The following is a 22,218-nucleotide window of genomic DNA, read 5'->3' as shown; positions in this document are numbered from 1 at the left end:
ACGTTCGTCCGGATGCCGCTCAGGCGTTCCGGTTGGCGGCCGCGACCAGGCCGGTCGTGGAGCGCCCGCTCAGGTAGGGGAGCACCATGCTCCGCCCGCCCCACCGGTCCAGGACCTGCTGCTCGGGCAGCGGTCCGCCGGCGTAGTCGCCGCCCTTGACCCACAGGTCGGGTCGGATCTCCTGCAACGCGGCGTCCGGCCGGTCCTCCTCGAAGACGACGACGGCGTCCACGCAGGCCAGCGACGCGAGCACGCGCGCCCGGTCGCGGGCCGGGACCAGTGGTCGGCCCGGGCCCTTGAGCCCGCGGACGGAGGCGTCGGAGTTGAGCAGCACGACGAGGCAGTCACCCAGCCGGCGTGCAGCCTGGAGGGTGGCCACGTGGCCGGCGTGCAGCAGGTCGAAGCACCCGCCGGTGGCGACGACGACACCGCCGCCTGCGCGGACCCGGGCGACGGTGTCGCGCGCTGTGGAGCCGTCGTGGTGGGACGGGACGTCGTCCGAGGGTGTCGGAGTGGCGTCGGCGCCGTACGCCGTCGCCCCGCCCGCGGCGACGAAGCCTGCCGCCGCCCGGGCGGCGTGCTCGACGGCCTCGGACATCAGGTCACCCCGCGCGAGCCGTACGGTCGCCGAGGCAGCGAACCTGTCGCCAGCGCCGCACGTGTCCTCGCCTCGGACGGGGTCGACGACGAACACCGCGGGCGGCGCGTCGCCCTGGACCAGGAGCGCGCCGCGCTCCCCGAGCGTCACGGCGAGCGCGCGGGTGCCCAGCCGCTCGCGCACCCGGCGGGCGGCGTCTCCGACCTCGCCGATCCCTGTGGGCTCACTGCCGTCGAGCCGTGCCAGCTCGCTCTGGTTCGGCAGGCACAGCCACGTGCTGTCGGCCGGCCTCCCTCCACGCGGGTGCGGGTCCCAGACGACCGGGACCCGCTCGGCGGCCCGGGCGACGAGCTCCCGCAGAGCGGGAAGGGATGTCAGCCCGCGGCCGTAGTCGGCGACGAGCACGGCGTCGGCGGCACTCACGGCGGCCTCCAGGTCGGCGGGCGGCGTCTCCCAGCTGCCGCTCGTGCCGCCGGTGTCCAGCCGCACGAGCACCTGACCGGCGGCCAGGACGCGCCGCTTCACGGGCGTCCCCCCGTCGGACGGCAGGGCTACGACCTCCACCTCCGGCGGGAGAAGGGCACGAAGACGGTCGGCGTCGGCGTCGTTGCCGAGCGGTGTCGCGAGGACGACGCGCGCACCGTCGGAGGCGGCGAGGGCCGCGGCAAGCGCGGCGCCGCCGGGGCGCGGTCGCTCGACCGGGTCGTCGACGACGGCCACCGGTGCATCGGGGGACAACCGCGAGGCCCGTCCGTCGAGGTCGACGTCGAGCATGGCCTCCCCGACGACCAGCACGCGCGGCGTCACCGCTGCGCCTCGTCGTCGACCCGGCCCGACGAGTCGCTCTCTGCGAGGCGCTCATCGAACGCCTCGCAGAGGAGGTGCAGCGCGACCAGGTGCATCTCCTGGACCGTGGCGGTCGACTTCGCGTCGATGGCCACCACCGCGTCCGCCACCTCGGCGAGGGGGTTCGGGGCGGGCCCGGTCAGGGCCCAGACGTCCAGACCGCACGCCCGGGCGCGTTCAGCGGCCGCGACGACGTTGGGGCTGGAGCCGCTGGTCGAGAGCGCGACCAGGATGTCGCCCGGCCGACCGTGCGCCTCGACCTGTCGGGCGAACAGCTCCTCGGGCGGGTAGTCGTTGGTGATGGCGGTCAGGCTGGACGTCTCCGCGCTCAGGCAGATGGCCGAGAACGGACGGCGGTCACCCTGGTAGCGGCCGACGAGCTCAGCGGTCAGGTGCTGGGCCTGCGCGGCGCTCCCGCCGTTGCCGACCGCGAGGAGCCGCCCTCCGGAGGTCAGCATCGGGACCATCGCGGCGCCCCAGGACTCCAGGACCGCGCAGCCCTCGTCGAAGGTGTCGAGCGCCTCTCGCAGGTGGGCGACGTGATCGGTGGTCGTCATCGCGGGACCACCTCTCCACGGCCGGCGACGACCAGGGCACGCAGCGCCTCCTCCGTCCGCCGGGAGACGTCCTCCCAGGCGTACGCCGCGGCGCGCGCCGCACCGGCGTGGCCGTAGGCCTTGCGTCGGGCCGGGTCGGCGAGGAGGCCCGCCAGCGCCTCGGCGAGCGCTGCCGGGTCGCGCGGCGGGACGAGCTCGCCGGTGACACCGGGCTCGATCGTGTCGAGGAGGCCGCCCACGGCCGTGCCCACGACAGGGCGCCCGCAGGCCATGGCCTCGAGCGGCACGATCCCGAACGGCTCGTACCAGGGTGTCGAGACCACGACGTCGGCGGCGGCGAACACCTCGGGCATCCGCTCTCGAGCGACGCCGCCGTGGAAGACGACGCGGTCCTCGACCTGGTGCTCGGCGGCGATGGAACGAAGTCGCTCGACCTCCGGGTCGAGGTCCAGCCCGTCGCGCGACGGGCCTCCGACGACGTGCAGCTCGACCTCGGGGAGCCGACCCAGGGCAGCGACGACGTCAGCGACTCCCTTGCGCTCGACGAGCCGCCCGACGCTGAGGATCCGCGGACGGATCGGCGACTCCGCCGGGCGGGGTCGGAAGAGACCGGTGTCGACGCCGCACGGGACCACGCGGACACGCGCCGGGTCCGCCCCCATCGCCACCAGCTCCCGCACCTCGTCGGTGCAGGTGGCGACGACGAGGTCCACCGAGCGACAGAGCTCCGCCTCGATGTCGAGGCGGGCGGGAGGGCTCGTGTCGGCGCTGCCCTGATGGCGACGTTTGACCGTGCCGAGCGCGTGGAAGGTCTGGGCCACCGGGATGCCGACACGTCGCGCGGCCCACGTGGTGGCAGCGCCGCTCATCCAGAAGTGCGCGTGGACCACGTCCGGCGGGTCCTCGTCCCAGCGCTGGGCCAGGTAGGCGGCGAAGTCCTCCATGAACGGCCACAGGTCGTCCTTCGGCACCTCCGTAGGCGGGCCGGCAGGGACGTGCTCCACGACGTAGCCGCTGGGCGTGAGGACTCGGTCGGCGAGACGGGGCGAGTCACGGCGGGTGTAGACGACGACGTCGTTGCCACGTGCCGCCAGCCCGGCCGCGAGGGCGTCCACGTGAACGTTCTGACCGCCGGCGTCGACGCCTCCCAGCGTCGCCAGCGGACTCGCATGCTCCGAGACCATCGCGATCCTCATGCGTGTACCTCGTTTTTCCTAGGAGGGGGATTCGTCGCGGCGGATGAGGTGCCGCGGCCGTTCGTCCGTCGCAGCAGCTCTTCGAGCGCCTCCACGACGTCGGTAGCCGTCACCGACCCGAGGCAGGGGTGGTTCGGCACCGGGCACTGCACAGCCCGCGTCCCGCGGCACGGCGCCTGCTGATCACCCAGGACGGCGAGCGGGACACCGTACGGCGCCCACCGGCGCAACGGCACCGTCGGCGCGAAGAGCGAGACGACGGGTGTGCGGGTCGCCGCTGCGAGGTGGGCCGGTCCGGTGTTGGCCACCACGAGAGCGTCGGCACGTGACAGCAGGGCTGCCAGCTGCGCGAGGGTGGTCCGTCCACCGAGGTCGACTCCGCGCGACCCGGCGACGACGGCGGTGAGCTCGCGTTCGGAGGGGCTGCCCGAGACGAGGACACGGTGCCCCGCCTCGTCGAGCGCTCGGACGCAGTCGCGCCACCGCTGCGCGGGCCACGCCCGTGCGGGAGCACTCGTGCCAGGGTGGACGACGACGAACCGGCCTCGGTCGAGTCCCTCGGGGGCCGCAGCCGTGCGGACGCTGAGCAGGCCGTCGTCCCCGACGGGCAGCGCGAAGCCGGCCTGGGTCGCCAGGTGCAGCGCCCGCTCAGCCTCCGGCACGTCCCCGGGCGGCGCCACCCGGTCGTCGAGGAGCGAACCGGGGTAGTCCTCGCTGAAGGCACTGATCCGTCGCACCCCGGCCAGCCTCAACAGGAGTGCGGTCGGGAGGGCCGACTGGTGGAAGGACGTGAACACGACCGCATGGTCGTAGCGACCGGCGAGCATCGTGACGAGCCCGTCGGTCGAGGCCGGATCGACCGCAGGCGGGTCGGCGACGATCCATGGGCAGGACCAGGTGTGGACCTCGTCCACACCGGGAAGGAGACGAGCCGCGTCGGCTCCGGCCGGACCGGTGAGCAGATCCACGGTTCCGCGGGCGGCCATCGCTCGTACGGCCGGCCCGGCGAGGAGGACGTCACCCGCACTGTCGAGCCGGACCGCGAGCAGTCTGGAACCGCCTCTGCTGTTGTCCATGGAGGCACGGTTCCCCGGAAGCCGACCGGAGAAACGGTTCTCGGACAAACGCTTCTCCGCGGTGGTCCGCGGCAGATGGTCCACGGATCAACCGCCCGTGGATCGATTGCTGTGGTGACCGATGGGCACCGGCCAGCCATGACCATGTCACCGGCAGCGCAGCAGCGCCCAGAGACCGACGACCGGGTCACGACCGTCGTAATCACCCGTGACGGCCGAGCCCGACTCGAGAGGTCCCTCGTCCACAACCAGCCCCCGCTCATCGTCGTCGACAACGGCTCGACCGACGGTTCCTCCGACAGGGCCCGTGAGCTCGTTCCCGAAGCACGGGTGATCGAGCTCGACGAGAACACCGGCGCTGTCGCGCGCAACGTCGGCACGCGGGCGGCCACGTCGCGCTACGTGGCGTTCGCCGACGACGACTCGTGGTGGGCTCCGGGCTCGTTGGCGCTCGCCGCCGACGTCATGGACGCCCACCCGTCGATCGGTCTCGTCGCAGCCCGCGTGCTCGTCGGCGAGGACGCGACGCCTGATCCGTTCTGCGACGCGCTGGCCCGCTCACCCCTTCCGCGGACGACCTCTGACCCCGGGACGACGGTGCTCGGGTTCATGGCCTGCGCCGCCGTCGTACGTCGCGACGCGCTCCTCGACGTCGGCGGCTTCGATCCCTTGGTGCAGATCTACGGCGAGGAGGAACGGGTGGCGCTGGACCTCGCCGACGCCGGACACCGTCTGTGCTACCTGGACGACGTCGTCGCCCGCCATGTGCCGGCCCCGGCCAAGGACACCCGCGGCCGCCGGCGACGCCTGGCCCGCAACGACGTCCTCACCGCGGTCATGCGGCTTCCGGCGCGCACCGTGGCGCGGAGGATCGTCCGGCACTCGCGCGCCGGGTGGGCAGAGGTCCTGGGGGTCGTCGACGCGCTCACCCGACTCCCTCAAGCCCTCGCCCTGCGCCGCCCTGTCTGCCCCGAGGTCGAGGTGCAGTCTCGGATCCTCGACCTTGCCGACCGCTCGGCCCTGCGACGGCCGCACCTGACACCGGCGCCGACCCGCTGACACCGCCGGCGAGCCGAACGAGCGGCCGTCGTTGATCCCGACAACCGCCCGGGACTAGTGTGAGGGTCTCAGCAGTCTTCCTTCCGGAGATGGCGAGACCGTATGGCTGACGACGTCCTCGACCTTCAGGAGCTCACCGACCTCGCAGTCGAGCTGCACGCGGCGGACTCCCCTCGGGCGACCGCCGAGCAGGTCGTCAAGTACCTCTGCGAGCTCCTCGAGATGGACCACGCCGGGGTCGAGATGCTCCGCGCCGGCGGAAACTTCGAGACGGTCGCCGCCACGGCCGACGTCGTCCGTCGTGCCGACGAGCTGCAGCGCGAGCTGGACGAGGGGCCGTGGTACTCCGCGAGTCGAGACCGGACGCTCAGGTCGAACGATCTCGCGCACGAGGCGCGGTGGCCGCGGTGGTGCGCAGCGGTCACGGCGATGGACCTTGTGAGCCTTCTCGCGGTCAGCCTGGTCCACGACGGGCGTCGCATCGGCATGGTCTCGCTCTACTCCGAGAAGCCGCGGTTCTTCTTCGACGACGACGAGGCCCTCGCGCACCTGCTCGCCCGGCATGCGGCGATCGCGTTGGCACGAGCCGAGCAGGAGGTCAATCTCACCATCGCCCTCGACGCACGCAAGCTCATCGGCCAGGCGCAGGGCATCCTGATGGAGCGGTTCGGCCTCGACGAGCGACGGGCGTTCGAGGTGCTCAAGCGCTACTCCCAGCACCACAACCTCAAGCTGCGGCTCGTCGCCGAGCGGTTCGTCGCCACACGCAGGCTGCCGCCTGCTCCCGAGGCGTCAACGCGTACGCCGGTTGATCAGCGGCAGGCCCACCCAGAGTGATCCGAACACCACCGTTGAGGCGCCGAACGCCCACCACGCCCACACCGGTCCCACGACCACGTCGAACACCAGCCACATCACGCCGGAGACGGTGAAGGCGAAGGCCGTCAGGCCCAGGCTCGCGCACACGTGCGCCGCCGACACGAGCCACAGCCGCTGCCCCTTCCGGAACAGGGCGCGGTGGATGGCCACCGGCGCGACGAGCAGTGCCGTGGCGAGGACCGAGCCGGACAGGACCGCCAGGTAGACGAGCTCCTGGCCGTGAGACAGCTCGGCGAAGCGGTTCGTGAACACGACCGTGAGCAGGAACGCGGTGATGATCTGCACACCGGTCTGCACGACCCTCAGCTCTTGGAGGAGCTCACTCCAGTTGCGGGTCAGCCGCTCGTCGAGCGTCTCGCCCTGCACGCGCCTCTCTTCAGGCATGGAGGTCCTCGTCTCCGGGATCGTCGGTCCCCTCCACCCTGCGGGACGCGACCGGTTGGCGGCAAGGGCCGCGATGGCTGTCGGCACGCCCTGCGGCGCCGAGTCGGCCGGGCCTCGTCGTGCGCGAGGTCTCACCGATCCGATCGAGGCAGCTTCCTGGGTGCGCCGGCGCCACGCGCGAGCTTGTGGGTGCCGTCGCACCAGGGCTCGCGTCCCGTCCGTCCGCACCGGCAGAAGGCGACCACAGGCCTGTCCACCGTCTGCTGCGCGTCGGTGACGACCACGTCGACCGCAGGGACGTCGCTGCGGATGAGGGCAGGGCCTCCCGGGCAGAGCACCACCTCGGGACGGGGCCGGCCGAGCGAGCCGCTCACCGGGCCGCCTCCAGCTGGTCGGGCGTGTGGGCGCCGTCCCAGCGGGCCATCAGGCTCTCGGACTGATAGCGGTCGAGGACGAGGCACGCGGCCGCACCGAAGACGACGTCGCGCACGGAGACGTCACCGGAGTCGACGAGCGTGCCGCAGATCTCGCGGGCGGCGAGCTGCTCGTGGACGGCGTCGGCCTCGACGTGCTCGTCGTAGTAGCGCGCAGCGTCGTCGCTGAACCCCGTACGACGGAGGCCGGCGGCGATCCTGCGGCAGGGGATGGAGCTCGTCGCCTCGAAGGCGGCGAGATGGCCCATCGCCACCCCGCGGAGGCGCCGGTGGAGGCACAAGAGCGACATGGCGTTCGTGGCGGCGAGGGTGGGTCCGTCGGCCTCCTCGATGTAGGCGCCGTACGCGTCGTCGAGCCCGGCCTCACGAAGGGTGACCGCGAACAGCTCGTGGTGCAGGAACCCGGGGCGTCCGCCGCCGTACTCGTCGTACTGCAGCTCCACCAGGTGAGCCTTGGCGGGACCGGTGAGTCGGGGGATGACGAACGTGTGGGGGTCGGACTCCTTGAGGTGGTAGATGCTGCGTTGACGCAGGAAGTCGCGCACGTGGTCGGGCGTCGCCTCCTTGCGGATGAAGCGGGACAGGTCCGGCCCCTCGTCGAAGCCGTCGGTGAGAGCAAAGATCTTGTCGGCGACGTCACCCTCGACCGCGAGGGTCCGGCTCACCCATCCCTCGGTCACGTCACGCAGCCACTGCTCGAACGGCCGCTCGAGCACCGTACGGAGGCCCGCGATCTCGGGAGCCCACTCCCACCGGTCATCGACGTCGTCGAAGCCACGGAAGCTCAGCTCGTAGATCATCCAGAGGCTCAGCTGGAGGTCCTCGTCGTGCAGCACCGAGTCGGGAGGAACCGACGAGGCGTGACCTTCCGTAGCGGTCTCGAGGTCGTCGATCTCCTCGACCCCGTCGAGGAGGAGGCGACGCAGGCGGGCGCTCAGCGGCCCGCGGGGTCGGGGAAGAAGCATCAGGCGGTCTCCTGCGTGGCTGTCAGTGTGGGTTCGCTGTCACTCGGGTCGCGTCACGGGGTCACCGTGGTGACGGCCGAGGCGAGCGTCGGGAGCGGAGCGCAACCGTGCGTGGTGACGGGTTGGAGCTCGCCGCGGCAGTTCCGCGGGATCCGTACATGGGCACACCTCCTGCGCCCTGAAGTACCCGGCAGCCGCTCCCCGCAAACGCTTCGCGGGGGTGCTCGCTCAGGGTGGGAGGAACGGAGAAGTCACCGCCACGAGAGTCGTACGCGTACCGAGCACGCCCTCGATTCTCCCACCCGCCGCAGGGGTGCGCAGACCGCCGCGGGCGCCTCGGCCACGCTCAGGCCGGTGTCGGCTCCGCTCCCGGGTCGCGCGGGGACGGGTCACCGGTGGCGGGCTCGCCGGGCGTCGCATCCCCCGGACCGGGGTCGTCCGGGGGATCCGACGGCTCCCCCGACCGCAGGGCGATCTGCTCGTTGACGTAGCGGAGCACCGCGGCGGCGGTCGCCACGGCCGGTACGGCGAGGAACGCGCCGGTGATCCCGAACAACGAGCTGCCGGCGGTGATCGCCAGCAGCACGATCGCCGCCTGCAGGTCCATCGCCTTGCCCTGGAGCCAGGGCGAGAGCACGTTGCCCTCGAGCTGCTGGACGGCGACGATCACCAGGAGCATGATGACGGCGTCGCGGAAGTCGTTGGTCACCAGCGTGACCAGCACGGCGAGCGCGCCGGTGACGAAGGCACCCACGATCGGGATGAACCCGCCGAAGAACACGATGACGGCGAGCGGCACCGCCAGGGGGACGTCGAGGACCACCAGCCCGATGCCGATGAACACCGCGTCGACGAACGAGACGAGCGCCTGGGTGCGGATGAACCCGCCGAGGGTGTCCCAGGCGCGGCTGCCGGCCTCGCTCAGGTGGGTCCCGGCGCGTCCTCCCAGGGTCCGGCGCATCCAGGGGAGGAACTTGTGGCCGTCCTTGACGAAGAAGAACGTCAGCATCAGCACCAGGACGGTGTTGACGAGCACGTTGGTCGCTGCGCCCAGGGTGGACAGCGCGCCGGCACTGATGACGTCGGCGCTGTCGCGGAGCTTGTCCTGCAGCGACTCGATCGCGTTGTCGAGCTGGTTCTCAGTGACCCCGAGCGGGCCATCCTGGACCCAGTCCTGGATCGCCTGCAGACCTCGCGCGCCCTCGGCGGCGATGTCCCCGACCTGTCCCGCGACCTGCGGCGCGAGGACGGCGACCACGCCGGTCAGGACCGCGAGGAAGCTCAGCACCACGATCACGGCTGCCACCGCCGCGGGCACTCCCCGCCCTCGCAGCCAGGCCGCCGGCGGCCCCAGGAGGGTGGTCACGATGAGGGCGAGCATGACCGGGTAGCCGATCATCCAGAACTTGCCGACGATCCAGCCCAGGATGTAGAGGCCGATCGCGATGGCGATCAGCTGCCAGGACCATCGCGCGAGCGTGCTGTAGCCACTGGCGAGGACTGCGGAGCGGTCTCGGGTCACGGGATCGAGGCTAGGGCATCAGGGCAGTCGCCAGTCGACAGGCGCACTGCCGAGAGACGAGAGCGCCCCGTTGACCCGGCTGAACGGACGGGAGCCGAAGAAGCCTCGTGACGCCGAGAGCGGGCTCGGGTGCGGGGAGGCAACCACGGGGGTGTCTCCGAGCCACGGTTGCAGGGACTGGGCGTCACGGCCCCACAGCAGCGCGACCAGAGGCTGGTCCCGCGCGACGAGCGCCTTGATCGCCTGCTCGGTGACGGCCTCCCAGCCCTTGCCGCGGTGACTCGCGGGGCGACCAGGCTCGACGGTCAGGACCCTGTTGAGGAGGAGGACACCCTGCTTCGCCCACGGTGTCAGGTCGCCGGAGGTGGGCTCGGGGATGCCGAGGTCGGTCCGCATCTCGGCGAAGATGTTCATCAGGCTGCGCGGCACCGGCCGTACGTGGGGAGCGACCGAGAACGAGAGCCCGACGGCGTGCCCCGGTGTCGGGTAGGGGTCCTGTCCGACGACGAGCACCTTGACCGAGGCCATCGGCTCGGCGAAGGCGCGCAGCACCTTGCTTCCCTCGGGGAGATAGCTTCGGCCGGCCGCGATCTCCGCCCGGAGGAAGTGCCCCATCGCTGTCACCTGCGGGGCGACGGGTTCGAGGGCCTCGGCCCAGTCGGGGGCGACGAGCTCGGTCAGGGGCGCTGGCACGGTCGCCAGCGTAGTGGTGTCACCGCAACGACAGGACGAGCACCGCCGTCCCGACTCAGGACGACCCCGCCGACGACGAGGTTGCGGGTCTCGCCGCGGGTCGGCTCCACCTGCAACACATCGGTCTCCATGAGCGTCCATGATGTGTGACCATGACGGGCTCTCCTCCGCTGACGGACGCCGACGCGTTCGTCCGCCAGCACGCCACGTGGCTGGTCCGTCTCGCCTACCTCCTCTCCGGCTCGCGCGAGGACGCGCTCGACCTCGCGCAGGAGACGTGCGAGAGGCTGTGGCGCTCGTGGCCGGTGGTCTCCGCCGCCGACGACCCGCAGGCGTACGTCGCCACGATCATGGCCAACCTCCAGCGCAGCCGTTGGCGGCGCCGCCGACCGCACGAGGTCACGTACGACGCTGCCCTCCACGTCGATCCCGGCAGCGGTGTCGGCATCGAGGATGTCGACGCGCTGCGGCGCGGCCTCGACCGGCTGACCGATCGACAACGCAAGGCGATCGTGCTCCGCTACTGGGTCGACCTCGACGACGCGACGATCGGCGAGGCGCTCGACTGCCGACCGGCGACCGTCCGCAGCCTGCTCGCGCGAGGCATCGCACGGTTGCGCGACGACCTCGCCGACCCCGACGAAGGGCCCACGGCATGAACGACGACGATCTTCGGCAACGCCTCGACGCCGTGGCAGACCGGGCTCCCGACGGAGACGAGCTGCTCGACCGCATCGCCGCGCGACGCCGTACCGGGCGGCTCCCCGGTCCTCCGCCGACCCGCAGCAGGAGGGTCGCCCCGCTGCTCGCGGCGGCGGCCTGCGCGGTACTGGTCCTCGCGGTCGCGTTCGTGCCGTCGCTCCTCGGGGGCTCGGCGAGCGACGACGATCTGTCGCGGCCCTCCGACGCCGGGCGTTCTGACACCGTGCCTTCGGCCGTCGCGACGCCCTCGGCTCTCCCGCTCGCGGAGATGATGGACCAGGGGGTCCGTCCGGTCGGACGGGGCCGCATCGTGATCGACGTCCCGGTGTCGTGGAGGTCGGTGCAGCCGCAGTGCGACGAACCCGTCGTCGACGGCTACTTCTTCACCGTCGGGGTCTTCCGCGCCTGTCACTCGTCCAGACCTGCCGGCATCACGACAGTGCAGCTCGACTCGCTGGTGGCGACCGGCGGGTCGTCGCGTGACCCCCGGCCGACGTCGCGCCTCGACGGAGTCCCCTACGGCGTGGCACGGTCGACCAGGGCGGGCGTCACGACGGCCGTCGTGGTCGTGCCCGCGCACGACGTCCGCCTCACGGTCCGCGGCCCCGCCGGCTCGGTCGAGCTGCTGATCTCGACGCTGCGCGTGCTGGCGCCCGACCAGGTCGCCGTTCCCCAGCTGGGCGCGGGAGTCAGTGGCGGGGCGGGCGGTCACTCCGCGCTGCCCACCGTGCGCGAGATGCGGCGCCGGCTCGCGCGTGTCGGCCTCGAGCTGGACGTGGTGACGCGGGACGGCGCGACCTCGACGCGCTTCGCGCAGGCGCGGGTCACCCCACGAGCGGGATCCGTCGTCGACGTCGGATCCTCGGTGCTCGTGGAGCTCGAAGGCGTCCCGCGTTAGCCCGCTGCGGCCGCCGGTTAGACTTGACGGGTTCAGGGTTCCTGGTGCGTTCTGGTGGAGGGTAGGCGCGCCAGTGTCGCCCTACCCTGAGGAACCCGTTGTCCCCGATCACCGCGTACCGTCGACTCTTCTCGCTCGTCGGCCCCGTGTACGTCCTCGTCGCCTTCCTGGGGCGGCTGCCGCTGGCCATGAGCCAGATGGGCACGCTCCTGCTCGTGTCGTCCGCGACCGGCGCCTACACCCTCGGCGGGCTCGCCGCGGGCGCCCTGGCCGTCGCCAACGCCGTCGGATCGCCGATCGCCGGTGCCCTCGCCGACCGCATCGGACAGCGTCCCGTCGTTCTTGCGCAGTCCTTTGTCGGTAGCGCCGGCCTCGCCGCGATCGTGATCCTCGCCCAGGGCGGAGCCGGCGGAGGCTGGCTGATCGCCGTCGCCGGGCTCACCGGCGCCGCGATGCCGCAGGTCGGCCCGCTGGCGCGTGTCCGCTGGCGGCCCATCACCGGCCGGGCGGGCCGCGAGTCGCCTCAGCTCGTGGACGCGGCATTCTCCTACGAGGGTGCGGCCGACGAGGCGTCGTTCGTCCTCGGCCCGGCACTCGTCGGTGCCGTCGCGGTGCTGATCGACCCCGCCGGCGCTCTGCTCGTGGCGGCCGGCCTGCTCGTGGTGTTCGGTGGATGGTTCGCCCTGCATCCGACGGCCGCGCTCGTGCGCGGGTCCAGGGTCGGGCACGCCGCGAAGGCCGGCATCGTGTCCGCGGCGTTCGTCATCCTGGTCGGGGCGCAGCTCCTGGTGGGCGTGCTGTTCGGGTCGATCCAGACCGGGGCGACGGCGCTCGCGACCGCCGAGGGCGTGCCCGGGGTGTCCGGGCTCATCCACGCGACGCTGGGGGTGGGCTCGGTCATGGCGGGTCTGTCGATGGCGTGGGTGCCGGCCCGGATCGGCTTCGACAAGCGCATCCTCGTCGCGGCGGCGGCGCTCGCCGTCCTCTCGGCGCCGCTCGTGCTCGTCTCGAGCATCGCCGGCATGGTCGCCGTCGTGCTGGTGCTCGGCTTCGCGGTCGCCCCGTACATGATCAGCAACTTCACCCTCTGCGAGCGCATCGTCCCCCTCAGCCGGGTCGGCCAGGCGATGACCCTGCTGGCCGGTGCCACCGGCATCGGGTACGCGATCGGGTCGACGGTCGCCGGGAGGCTCGCGGACCTCGGCGGCTACGCGCCCGCGCTCGGCGTCACCATCACCGCGGCGTGGCTCGCGCTGATCCTCGCCCTCGCCGGACAGCGCATCCTGGGCGCCGCCCCGCACCGCTGACGACTCAGCGGGTGAGTGCGCTCCGGAGCGTGTCGCGGACCTCGGGCCAATCGTCGTCGACGACGCTGTAGAGCACCGTGTTGCGCCACGACCCGTCCTTGCGGCGCTTGTGCTTGCGCAAGAGCCCTTCGCGGGTCGCCCCCAGTCGCGCGATCGCGGTCTGGGACTGCTCGTTGCGCTCGTCGGTCTCCCACGCGACGCGCACCGCGCCCAGCGTGTCGAAGGCGTGGGTCAGCAGCATGAGCTTCGCCTCGGTGTTGATGCCGGTGCGCTGGAACCGCTCCCCGAGCCAGGTGCCGCCGATGATCAGCGACCTGCGCTCGGGGCTGATCTCGTAGTACGTCGTAATCCCCGCCAGCTCCCCGGACTTCGTGTCGACCTGGGCCCAGGCGTTCGTGTCGGGCGTCGCGAGGTAGCGCGCGATCACCTCGGCGGCCTCAGCCTGCGTCGTAGGCCGGTCGAAGGACATCCACGAGAAGACGTCGTCGTCATCGGCGGCTGCCAGCACGCCCTGGGCGTGGTGCGGGCGCAGCTGCGTGAGGGTGACGTGATCGCCGAACATGTCCTGGGCTTCGTACCACTGACTCGGTCGCATGCGTCGACCCTAACGAAGAGCGCACCTCGGGAGGCGGGTCGACGTCTGGTCCTCAGCCGACCGGACGTGTCCTCTTGCCGTGAGGCTCGCGGATGGTCTCCAGGTCCTCGAGGAAGTTCTGGGCCCACTTGTCGATGTCGTGCTCCATGACCTGGCGGCGCATGGCACGCATCCGCTTCGCCTTCTCCCTCGGCGGGTCGGTGATGGCCTTGAGCATGGTGGCCTTCATGCCGTTGATGTCGTACGGGTTGACGAGGTAGGCCTGCTTGAGCTCGGCGGCGGCTCCGGCGAACTCACTCAGCACGAGCGCCCCGGTCTCCTCGTACCGGCAGGCGACGTACTCCTTCGCCACCAGGTTCATCCCGTCGCGCAGAGGCGTCACGACCATCACGTCGGCCGCGCGGTAGAGCGCCGCCATCTCGTCGCGCGGGTAGGAAGAGTGGAGGTAGGTGATCGGGGGCTGCCCGATGCGGCCGACGTCGCCGTTGATGCGTCCGACCAGGCGGTCGATCTCGTCGCGGAGGCGGCGGTACTGGTCGACCCGCTCTCGCGAGGGCGGTGCCACCTGGACGAACACCGCGTCCGCCGGGTCGAGGAGTCCTTCCTGGGCCAGCTCGCCAAAGGCGCGGAGCCGCTGGGGCATGCCCTTGGTGTAGTCGAGGCGGTCGACGCCGAGCAGCACGAACTTGGGGTTGCCGAGGCTGGCCCGGATCTCGTCGGCGCGCGCCTGGGTCGAGGGACGGCGGGCCAGCTCCTCGTAGGCGTTGGAATCGATCGAGATCGGGAACGCCTTGGCCATGACCGTGCGGCCGTCGTCGAGATAGATCGTGTCGCGGTGGGTCTTGTTGCCGACGCGCATGCGGACGAGGCGGACGAAGTTCTGGGCGGCGCCGGTCGTCTGGAAGCCGATCAGGTCCGCGCCGAGCAGGCCTTCGAGGATCCGTCGCCGCCACGGGAGCTGGGTGAAGAGCTCCGCCGGCGGGAACGGCACGTGCAGGAAGTAGCCGATCCGCAGGTCCGGCCGCAGCTCACGCAGCATCTGAGGGACGAGCTGGAGCTGGTAGTCCTGAACCCAGACGACCGCGTCCTTCTCGGCGATCGCCGCCGCGTACTCCGCGAAGCGGTGGTTGACGGCGACGTAGGAGTCCCACCACTCACGGTGGAACTCCGGGGTCGCGATGACGTCGTGGTAGAGCGGCCACAGGGTCGCGTTGGAGAACCCCTCGTAGTATTCCTCGACCTCCTGCGCGCGGATCGGGAGCGGGACCAGCTGGATGCCTTCGAGGTCGAACGGCTCGAGCTCCTCGTCGGCCGCGCCGGTCCACCCGATCCATGCTCCGCCCTGCTTGCGCAGGACCGGCTCGAGCGCGGTGACGAGGCCGCCGGGGGAGGTGCGCCACGTGGTGGACCCGTCGGGAGTCTGCACGCGGTCGACCGGCAGGCGGTTGGCGACGACGACGAACGACGCTGAGTCCTCGTGTCCTCGCAGGCTCTTCGCTACCGGGCTCGAACCGCGCGCGTGACTCATGGGTCGACCCTATCTGCGAATCCGCAGGGGCGGCAGACGACCAGGCACCGGGATCACCCGGTGGTCGCGCCGACCTGCTCCCGGATCTCGTCCATGATCGCGAGGATGTCCACCGTCTCGTCGAGCGGCAGCAGCGGCGACTCCGTCAGACCTTCGCGGAGGCAGCGGCCGACCTCGATGATCTCGTGGGCGTACCCCGCGCCGATGAGGGGCTCGGCGATCTCGTCGGCCTCCCAGTTCCGGGCGTAGGTGAACGACTGCGGGTGGTGGAACGGCGACGGGAGCTCCAGCCGCCCTCCATCCCCGGCCACCGAGGCGCGGGTGTCGGGCCACCCGGTCTGGGTCCAGCTGATCGAGGCGATCGCGCCACCGTCGAAGCGCAGGGTCGCGCCCCCGGCGAGGTCGACGCCGAGGTCGCTCAGCGTGGCGACCGCCCGGACCTCGACGGGCCGGCCGAGGATCAGGTACGCGAACGTCAGCGGGTAGATGCCGACGTCCAGCAGAGCGCTGGCCCCGAGCGCGGGGTCCCACAGCCGCGCCTTGTCGCGGGGGGCGACGAAGCCGAGGTCGGCCCGGACGTGCGTGACCGTGCCGCACGCTCCTTCGGCGGCCATCGCGCGAAGCCGCCGGATGTTGGGGTTGGTCCGCATCCACATCGCCTCGGCGAAGAACAGCCCGCGTCGCCGGGCCTCGTCGACCAGGAGCCGGGCCGAGGGGGCGTCGAGCGTCAGCGCCTTCTCGCACAGCACCGCCTTGCCGGCCTCGAAGCACGCGAGCACGTCCTCGGTGTGGCGACCGTGCGGCGTGGCGACGTAGACGACATCCACGTCGCCGTCGGCGAGCAGCTCGGCGTACGAGCCGTAGGGCACCGGACTGGCCTTCTCATCCGCGTACTGCTCGGCGAAGGCGCGCGCCGGCGGCAGCGAGCGCGAGCCGACCGCGTGCAGGACGGCGCCGTCGACGAGGGCCAGGTCGCGGGCGAACGAGTGGGCGATGTCACCGGTGGCGAGGATGCCCCAGCGCACGGGCGCCGGGGACTCGGCGGACGGGTGCTCGGCGGGAGACGTCATGCTCGCCATCATGGCGGGCAGGCCCGGCGGACCGCCACGCCGGGCGCGGGGAATCCCAACGGTGTCATTCGGCGACCTACGATGGGGGCATGGATCCCGCTCTCTCCTCCCACGATGCCCACGTCACCTCTGCGGACCAGACCGCGGACGAGACCGCGGACCGGGCTACGGGGCTGACCGCGCGAGAGGAGCGGGTGCTCGCCTTCGAGCGTGGGTGGTGGAAGTACGCGGGCGTCAAGGAGCAGGCGATCCGAGCGGAGTTCGGCCTCTCGGCGACCCGCTACTACCAGGTGCTCAACGCGCTGATCGACCGCGAGGACGCGCTCGCCCACGATCCCCTCCTGGTCAAGCGGCTCCGGCGGATGAGGGCGAGTCGGCGTCGCTCCCGCTCCGCCCGGCGCCTCGACGCCGATGCCTGAGGAAGACTCGTGACCGAGCCTCGCGTGGACGAACCCTCGACGGAGCCCCGTCCGCGGGTCGCCCAGCGCACGCGTGTCGCACCGCGGTCGATCCCGTCGGTGGCGCTGCTGGGCGCGCTGCTCGTGGTGGCCGTCGCGGCGATCGGCCTTCTCGTCGGCAACGGCGGGGACGACACTCCGACCGCCACCACGCCGTCTCCGACCGCCACCGCCGAGGCCACGCCCGAGCCGACGGCCGAGCCTGTGGCCACGGCAGCGCCGACCTCGGCCGCGCCGGCGACCGCGGAGGTCCCTCGGGCGTTCGTCGAGGTCTTCAACAACTCCGGCGCCACCGGACTCGCCGACTCCACCGCGGCGCGGGTCGAGGACGCCGGCTGGAAGGTCGTCGGGGTCGACAACTGGTACGGACGGATCCCCGAGAGCACCGTGTACTACCCCGCGAAGCTCAAGGAGCAGGCCGAGCGCCTCGCCGCCGACCTGAGGATCGACCGGGTCCGGCCGGCGGTCGAGCCGATGAAGTTCGACCGGCTCACCCTGATCCTGACAGGCGCACCGTAGCCGCACGCGTACTCCCTGGTCTCACTCACGGCCGCCCGGCGGGGCGACGCGAGGTCACCTGCTCGTCGTGAGGCGGAACCCCTCCCGACGCCTGAGGCCGGCCTGGGATGATGGTGGTCATGTCCCTTCCCGTGGTGCTCGAGCCACAGCCCCGCACCGAAGCCGGAGCGGCCGCCCTGGCGGCGCTGCTGGCCGCCCCCGAGCAGGCGATGCTCGCATTCGACTTCGACGGCACGTTGGCCCCGATCGTCGACGACCCTGAGCACGCGCACGCCAGCAAGCGCTCGGTCCACGCGCTCCAGCGCATCGGACCGTGCGTCGGCAAGGTGGCCGTCGTCACCGGACGTCCCGTGCGCACCGCGCTCAGACTGGGTGGCTTCGGCGACCACGACGGCCTGAGCCACCTCACGATCCTCGGCCAGTACGGGGCCGAGAGGTGGGACGCCGACACCGGTGCGGAGTCGGTGCCGCCACCGCCCGCCGCGGTCGCCGAGGTCCGTGCGGCTCTGCCGGCGCTGCTCGACTCGCTCGGTCTTGCCGGCGTCAGGATCGAGGACAAGGGGCGCGCGGTGGTGGTGCACACCCGTCTCCTCGACGATCCCGGTGCGGCCCTCGAGCGCCTGGAGGGTCCGGTCGCGGAGCTGGCGCGAGAGCACGGCCTCGCCGCAGAACCCGGACGGTACGTCGTGGAGGTGCGCGACCCGTCCGTCGACAAGGGGGCCGCCCTGCGGACGCTGGTCGCCGAGACCGGACTCCGGACGATCGTCTACGCCGGCGACGACCTCGGTGATATCCCGGCCTACGCGGCGCTCACGGCCATGCGCGACCACGGCGAGGCCGAGGTCATGCTGGTGGCCGTCGCCTCCGACGAGCAGCAGGCCCTGACGCCCCGGGCCGACCTCGTCGTCCACGGGCCCGAGGAGCTCTCGGCCTGGCTCGAGCGGCTCGCGGACGCTCTCGGCTGCTGACCTGCCGGGAGACCACTGTCCGCATGTTGGAACGAGTGGACAGTATGTGAGACGCGCACGTACGCTTGGCTCAGCTCATCACGAGGGGCGGAGGGACACGGCCCGACGAAGCCCCGGCAACCACCTGACGTGAGCTCGCGACCCCGCGAGGCCGCCGTCAGGCATGGTGCCAAGTCCGTCCTGTGGCGACAGTCGCGCGCAGGGAAGATGACGAGGAGGCCTCGTGAGCGCGAGCACGCTGCAAACCCCTGATCGTACGAACGCCCGTGACGGCGCCTTCGGCAACGCGACCGGCCTGGTGTGTCGCGCCTGCGGTGCCGGGCAGGAGCTCGGACCCCACTACGCCTGTCTCGAGTGCTTCGGACCGCTCGAGGTCGCGTACGACTTCCCGGCGATCACGCGCGAGCAGATCGAGAGCGGCCCGAAGAGCATCTGGCGCTACCAGTCGCTGCTGCCAGTCCCCGCCGACATCGCGTCCTTCCCCAACACCGACCCCGGCTTCACGCGGCTCGTGAAGGCGGACAACCTCGCCCGTGAGCTCGGCATCAAGACGCTCTGGGTCAAGGACGACTCCGGCAACCCGACCCACTCCTTCAAGGACCGCGTCGTCGCCGTCGCCCTCTCGGCCGCCCGCGAGCTCGGCATGACGGTCCTCGCGTGCCCGTCGACGGGCAACCTCGCCAACGCCGTCGCCGCGGCCGCGGCCCGTGCCGGCATCAAGAGCGTCGTCTTCATCCCGGAGAACCTCGAGCGCCCCAAGATCCTCACGACCGCCGTGTACGGCGGCACGCTGGTCGCCGTGCGCGGCAACTACGACGACGTCAACAAGCTCGCCAGCGAGATCGCCGGCGAGGAGGAGGGCTGGGCGTTCGTCAACGTCAACGTCCGTCCCTACTACGCGGAGGGCTCCAAGACGCTCGCGTACGAGACCGCGGAGCAGCTCGGCTGGCGGCTGCCGGAGCAGGTGGTGATCCCGGTCGCCTCCGGGTCGCAGCTGACCAAGGTCGACAAGGGATTCACCGAGCTCGGCCGGCTCGGCCTGGTCGACCCGACGCCGTACAAGATCTTCGGCGCGCAGGCGACCGGCTGCTCGCCCGTCGCGCAGGCGTTCCGGGAGGGCAACGACGTCGTCCGTCCGGTCAAGCCCGACACGATCGCCAAGTCCCTCGCGATCGGCAACCCCGCCGACGGGCCGTACGTGCTCGACACCTGCCGGCGGACCGGTGGTGCCGTCGAGGACGTCTCCGACGACGAGGTGCGTGACGGCATCCAGCTCCTCGCCCGTACGGAGGGCATCTTCGCCGAGACCGCGGGAGGCGTGACGATCGCGACGCTCAAGAAGCTGCTCGCCGACGGCCGGCTCGACCCCGAGGCGGAGACGGTCGTCTTCAACACCGGCGACGGGCTCAAGACGCTCGACGCCATCGCGGACCGGGTCGGCCCCGCCGCGACCATCGACCCGACCTACACGGCCTTCACCGCCGCGAACCTCGTCTGACCGAGAGGACACCATGAGCGTCTCCGTCCGCATCCCCACGATCCTGCGCACCTACACCAAGGGCGACTCGGAGGTGACCGTCGACGGCGAGACCGTCGCCGGTGTCATCGAGGCCCTGGAGGCGTCGTTCCCCGGGATCAAGGCGCGCGTCGTCGACGAGACCGGCGCGATCCGCCGGTTCGTGAACGTGTACGTCGGCACCGAGGACGTGCGCTTCGCCGACGGGCTCGAGACCTCGGTGCCCGCCGGGCAGCAGGTCTCGATCATCCCGGCGGTCGCCGGCGGCTGACGCCGGACCGGCGGGGGCCCGCCGGCGTCAGGTGCCGACGAGACCGGTTGTCGGGCTGGAGGCCAGGCTCGTCTCGCGTCGAGGGATCCGGCCCGCCCCGTACGCCGTGCGACCGGCGCGCACCGCGCCGGCCATGGCCGACGCCATCGCGGGCGGGTCGCCCGCACGGGTGATCGCGGTCGCGCAGAGCACGGCGTCGCATCCGAGCTCCATCGCGAGTGCGGCGTCGGAGGCGGTGCCGATGCCGGCGTCGAGCACCACCGGGACCGCGACCGCCTCCGCGATCGCGGCGATCGCGCGAGGGTCGGTGACACCGAGGCCGGAGCCGATCGGCGAGCCGAGCGGCATCACGGCCGCGCAGCCGACGTCGGCGAGGCGGCGGGCGGTGACGAGGTCGGTGTTCGTGTAGGCGAGCACCGTGAAGCTCTCGCGCACCAGGGTCTCGGCGGCGTCGAGGAGCTCGACCACGTCGGGCAGCAGCGTCACGTCGTCGGCGACGACCTCCAGCTTCACCCAGGCGGTGCCGAGGGCCTCGCGCGCGAGGTTCGCGGTGAGGACCGCCTCACGCGCGGTGCGACAGCCCGCGGTGTTGGGGAGCAGCCGTGCGCCGTGCTCGCGGACGACGTCGAGGATCGAGCTCGGCGCTCCCGGGTCGACCCGGCGCATCGAGACGGTGACGAGCTCCGTGCCGCTCATCTCCAGGCACCGACGGAGGACCGCGGGGCTCGGAACCCCTCCGGTACCGAGGAACAGCCGGCTCGTGAACGGCACTCCGGCCACGGTGAGCGGGGACGGGTCGGTGGTCGTCAGCACGACTCTCACCCTCCTTGGACGGCGGTGACGACGTCGACCTCGGCGCCGTCGCGGACGAGGTGGTCCTCCCATCGGGAGCGCGGCACGACGATGCCGTCGACGGCGACTGCCACGTCGGTACGTGGCAGCGCGAGCGTGCGGAGCAGCGCGAGCACCGTGAGCGGCTCGGCGAGCGCGTGGGCCTGGCCGTTGAGACGGATGGTCATCGGGCCTCCTGGAGTGTCGGCGACAGGCGAAGCGGGTCGGTGTGACCCGACCCCTCAGGTGGCGAGGACTCCTCGACGAGCGCGGTGATCACGTCGGCGGTCCAGGGCGCGAGGAGCACGCCGCCACGATGGTGCCCGGCGGCGACGAGGAGACCGGGGATGCCGGTGGCCCCGACCAGCGGCAGGTGGTCCGAGCTCGAGGGACGCAAGCCGGCTGCCGCCTCCACGAAGGCGCAGTCACGCAGCTCCGGCACGACCTCGACCGCGTCGTGAAGGAGGTCGTGCACCCCCTCCACGGTGACGGTCGTGTCGTACCCCCGCTCGAGCATGGTCGCGCCGACCACGATCTCGCCGTCGTTGCGCGGGACCAGATAGACAGGTCGGCCGCGCACCGCGGCGCGCACCGTCCGGGCCAGCATGGGCCGGGAGGCATGCAGCCGCAGGATCTCGCCCTTGACCGGGCGCACGGCGTCGCGCAGCCACTCGGGTGCGCCCTCGGTGGTGCGTAGCCCGACGCCGTTGGCGAGGACCACCACGTCGTGGCCGCGCGCGCGCCCGTCCTGCCTGGTGCGGACGTGCAGCGTGTCGCCGTCTCGCACCAGGTCGACCGCGTCATCGACGGCGGTCACGTGCCGACGCGCGCATGCCGCCAGCAGAGCAGCGAGCAGAGTGCGGTTGTGGACGCTGCGGTCACCGGGGATCTCGACGACGGCGCGCAGCGCTGGGTGCAGCGCCGGCTCCCGGGCGCGCACCTCCCGCCGGGTGAGCGGGTGGTACGGGATCGTGTGGGTGTCGAGCAGCGCGGTGACCCGCTCCTGCTCGCGGGCATCGTCCTCGGTGGCGGCGGCGAGCAGCGTGCCCTCCCCACGGACCTCCAACGCTCGCCCGGCATCGCGTTCGAGGGCGGCCGCCATGTCCGGCCACCGTGCGAGCGACGCGACGCCGACCCGCAGCAGCGCCTCCTCGCCGTACCACGCCTCACCTGCAGGGGAGAGCATCCCCGCGGCCGCCCACGAGGCCCCACGGGCGGGCGCGGGGTCGTACGTCGTGACACGGTGACCACGACGTGCGAGCGACCACGCGACGGTGAGCCCGACGACTCCACCACCGACGACGGCGACGTCGCGGCCGGCTGGCCGGTGAGAGCGCGACACTGCT

Annotated in this window: 25 protein-coding genes and 1 riboswitch; of the genes, 10 read left to right on the top strand and 15 right to left on the bottom strand. The window is 72.2% G+C overall.

The genetic code is table 11. From position 1 onward, the window contains the following. Positions 1–19 precede the first annotated feature (19 nt). From KV097_RS14115 to KV097_RS14100, 4 genes are read right to left on the bottom strand one after another with little or no spacing between them, the layout of a single operon-like run. On the bottom strand, positions 20–1,405 hold the full coding sequence (locus KV097_RS14115; RefSeq protein WP_220366229.1) for a PfkB family carbohydrate kinase: 1,386 nt from the start codon (positions 1,403–1,405) through the stop codon (positions 20–22). Continuing rightward, positions 1,402–2,001: an SIS domain-containing protein gene (locus KV097_RS14110; protein ID WP_220343464.1), complete on the bottom strand. Its 600-nt coding sequence runs from the start codon at positions 1,999–2,001 to the stop codon at positions 1,402–1,404. Before KV097_RS14110 ends, KV097_RS14115 begins: the two co-directional genes overlap by 4 nt. Next, positions 1,998–3,197 (bottom strand): glycosyltransferase, encoded by a 1,200-nt coding sequence (locus KV097_RS14105; protein WP_220343465.1) that lies wholly within the window; start codon positions 3,195–3,197, stop codon positions 1,998–2,000. Before KV097_RS14105 ends, KV097_RS14110 begins: the two co-directional genes overlap by 4 nt. Then, complete coding sequence (locus KV097_RS14100) at positions 3,194–4,273, bottom strand: glycosyltransferase family 9 protein (protein ID WP_220366228.1); 1,080 nt, start codon at positions 4,271–4,273, stop codon at positions 3,194–3,196. The genes KV097_RS14105 and KV097_RS14100 overlap by 4 nt, the downstream gene beginning before the upstream one ends. Positions 4,274–4,411: 138 nt before the next feature. On the opposite strand from KV097_RS14100, the gene KV097_RS14095 reads away from it, so the two are divergent. Together KV097_RS14095 and KV097_RS14090 are read left to right on the top strand one after the other, a co-directional pair. Next, positions 4,412–5,332: a glycosyltransferase family 2 protein gene (locus KV097_RS14095; protein WP_220343467.1), complete on the top strand. Its 921-nt coding sequence runs from the start codon at positions 4,412–4,414 to the stop codon at positions 5,330–5,332. Between the two features lie 102 nt (positions 5,333–5,434). Beyond that, positions 5,435–6,169 (top strand): GAF and ANTAR domain-containing protein, encoded by a 735-nt coding sequence (locus KV097_RS14090; protein WP_220366227.1) that lies wholly within the window; start codon positions 5,435–5,437, stop codon positions 6,167–6,169. Here KV097_RS14090 and KV097_RS14085 read toward each other — a convergent pair. From KV097_RS14085 to KV097_RS14065, 5 genes are all read right to left on the bottom strand, one after another. Continuing rightward, on the bottom strand, positions 6,125–6,595 hold the full coding sequence (locus tag KV097_RS14085; RefSeq protein ID WP_220343469.1) for a DUF6328 family protein: 471 nt from the start codon (positions 6,593–6,595) through the stop codon (positions 6,125–6,127). The two genes, KV097_RS14090 and KV097_RS14085, sit on opposite strands and share 45 nt — an antisense overlap. A 131-nt stretch (positions 6,596–6,726) precedes the next feature. Next, complete coding sequence (locus KV097_RS14080; protein WP_220343470.1) at positions 6,727–6,969, bottom strand: CDGSH iron-sulfur domain-containing protein; 243 nt, start codon at positions 6,967–6,969, stop codon at positions 6,727–6,729. Then, positions 6,966–7,994: an iron-containing redox enzyme family protein gene (locus tag KV097_RS14075; RefSeq protein ID WP_220343471.1), complete on the bottom strand. Its 1,029-nt coding sequence runs from the start codon at positions 7,992–7,994 to the stop codon at positions 6,966–6,968. Before KV097_RS14075 ends, KV097_RS14080 begins: the two co-directional genes overlap by 4 nt. 346 nt (positions 7,995–8,340) lie before the next feature. After that, complete coding sequence (locus KV097_RS14070; protein WP_220343472.1) at positions 8,341–9,516, bottom strand: AI-2E family transporter; 1,176 nt, start codon at positions 9,514–9,516, stop codon at positions 8,341–8,343. Between the two features lie 18 nt (positions 9,517–9,534). Next, complete coding sequence (locus tag KV097_RS14065) at positions 9,535–10,209, bottom strand: uracil-DNA glycosylase (RefSeq protein ID WP_308289437.1); 675 nt, start codon at positions 10,207–10,209, stop codon at positions 9,535–9,537. Between the two features lie 152 nt (positions 10,210–10,361). On the opposite strand from KV097_RS14065, the gene KV097_RS14060 reads away from it, so the two are divergent. From KV097_RS14060 to KV097_RS14050, 3 genes are all read left to right on the top strand, one after another. Then, positions 10,362–10,868, top strand: coding sequence for an RNA polymerase sigma factor (locus KV097_RS14060; RefSeq protein WP_220343474.1), 507 nt, complete (start codon positions 10,362–10,364; stop codon positions 10,866–10,868). Further along, positions 10,865–11,809: a hypothetical protein gene (locus tag KV097_RS14055; protein ID WP_220366226.1), complete on the top strand. Its 945-nt coding sequence runs from the start codon at positions 10,865–10,867 to the stop codon at positions 11,807–11,809. The genes KV097_RS14060 and KV097_RS14055 overlap by 4 nt, the downstream gene beginning before the upstream one ends. A 98-nt stretch (positions 11,810–11,907) precedes the next feature. Then, the gene (locus tag KV097_RS14050) at positions 11,908–13,116 is read left to right on the top strand and encodes an MFS transporter (RefSeq protein WP_220366225.1); all 1,209 of its coding nucleotides are present in this window, start codon (positions 11,908–11,910) and stop codon (positions 13,114–13,116) included. 4 nt (positions 13,117–13,120) lie between these two features. Here the strand turns inward: KV097_RS14050 and KV097_RS14045 are convergent, their stop codons facing one another. Genes KV097_RS14045 through KV097_RS14035 form a run of 3 tightly spaced genes read right to left on the bottom strand, consistent with a single transcriptional unit; the run spans position 13,121 to position 16,309 of the window. Beyond that, positions 13,121–13,711 carry a GNAT family N-acetyltransferase gene (locus KV097_RS14045; RefSeq protein ID WP_220366224.1) on the bottom strand — a complete coding sequence of 197 codons (591 nt, stop codon included), beginning with the start codon at positions 13,709–13,711 and terminating at the stop codon, positions 13,121–13,123. A 52-nt stretch (positions 13,712–13,763) separates the two neighbouring features. Further along, positions 13,764–15,239: a trehalose-6-phosphate synthase gene (locus tag KV097_RS14040; RefSeq protein WP_220366223.1), complete on the bottom strand. Its 1,476-nt coding sequence runs from the start codon at positions 15,237–15,239 to the stop codon at positions 13,764–13,766. A 53-nt stretch (positions 15,240–15,292) separates the two neighbouring features. Beyond that, positions 15,293–16,309: a Gfo/Idh/MocA family protein gene (locus KV097_RS14035; protein ID WP_220366222.1), complete on the bottom strand. Its 1,017-nt coding sequence runs from the start codon at positions 16,307–16,309 to the stop codon at positions 15,293–15,295. Positions 16,310–16,398: 89 nt separating this feature from the next. On the opposite strand from KV097_RS14035, the gene KV097_RS14030 reads away from it, so the two are divergent. The 5 genes from KV097_RS14030 (at position 16,399) to KV097_RS14010 (ending at position 20,041) form a co-directional block, all read left to right on the top strand. Beyond that, complete coding sequence (locus KV097_RS14030) at positions 16,399–16,728, top strand: DUF3263 domain-containing protein (RefSeq protein WP_220366221.1); 330 nt, start codon at positions 16,399–16,401, stop codon at positions 16,726–16,728. Between the two features lie 9 nt (positions 16,729–16,737). Next, positions 16,738–17,286, top strand: coding sequence for a LytR C-terminal domain-containing protein (locus tag KV097_RS14025; RefSeq protein WP_220366220.1), 549 nt, complete (start codon positions 16,738–16,740; stop codon positions 17,284–17,286). Between the two features lie 119 nt (positions 17,287–17,405). Beyond that, the gene (gene otsB, locus KV097_RS14020; RefSeq protein ID WP_220343482.1) at positions 17,406–18,254 is read left to right on the top strand and encodes a trehalose-phosphatase; all 849 of its coding nucleotides are present in this window, start codon (positions 17,406–17,408) and stop codon (positions 18,252–18,254) included. A 72-nt stretch (positions 18,255–18,326) separates the two neighbouring features. Then, a riboswitch (SAM riboswitch) is annotated at positions 18,327–18,468 on the top strand. A gap of 9 nt (positions 18,469–18,477) precedes the next feature. Then, positions 18,478–19,752: a threonine synthase gene (gene thrC / locus KV097_RS14015; protein WP_220343483.1), complete on the top strand. Its 1,275-nt coding sequence runs from the start codon at positions 18,478–18,480 to the stop codon at positions 19,750–19,752. Positions 19,753–19,765: 13 nt separating this feature from the next. Then, on the top strand, positions 19,766–20,041 hold the full coding sequence (locus tag KV097_RS14010; RefSeq protein WP_220346103.1) for a MoaD/ThiS family protein: 276 nt from the start codon (positions 19,766–19,768) through the stop codon (positions 20,039–20,041). Between the two features lie 27 nt (positions 20,042–20,068). Here the strand turns inward: KV097_RS14010 and KV097_RS14005 are convergent, their stop codons facing one another. Genes KV097_RS14005 through thiO form a run of 3 tightly spaced genes read right to left on the bottom strand, consistent with a single transcriptional unit; the run spans position 20,069 to position 22,214 of the window. Beyond that, the gene (locus KV097_RS14005) at positions 20,069–20,854 is read right to left on the bottom strand and encodes a thiazole synthase (protein ID WP_308289436.1); all 786 of its coding nucleotides are present in this window, start codon (positions 20,852–20,854) and stop codon (positions 20,069–20,071) included. Positions 20,855–20,859: 5 nt separating this feature from the next. Next, positions 20,860–21,060 carry a sulfur carrier protein ThiS gene (thiS, locus tag KV097_RS14000; RefSeq protein ID WP_220343486.1) on the bottom strand — a complete coding sequence of 67 codons (201 nt, stop codon included), beginning with the start codon at positions 21,058–21,060 and terminating at the stop codon, positions 20,860–20,862. Next, positions 21,057–22,214 (bottom strand): glycine oxidase ThiO, encoded by a 1,158-nt coding sequence (thiO, locus tag KV097_RS13995; protein WP_220366218.1) that lies wholly within the window; start codon positions 22,212–22,214, stop codon positions 21,057–21,059. Before thiO ends, thiS begins: the two co-directional genes overlap by 4 nt. Positions 22,215–22,218: the final 4 nt, after the last annotated feature.

The organism is Mumia sp. zg.B17 (assembly GCF_019550915.1).
Lineage (GTDB): Bacteria > Actinomycetota > Actinomycetes > Propionibacteriales > Nocardioidaceae > Mumia.
Note: the sequence above shows the minus strand (reverse complement) of the source record. Positions and strands in the feature narration are given on the sequence as shown.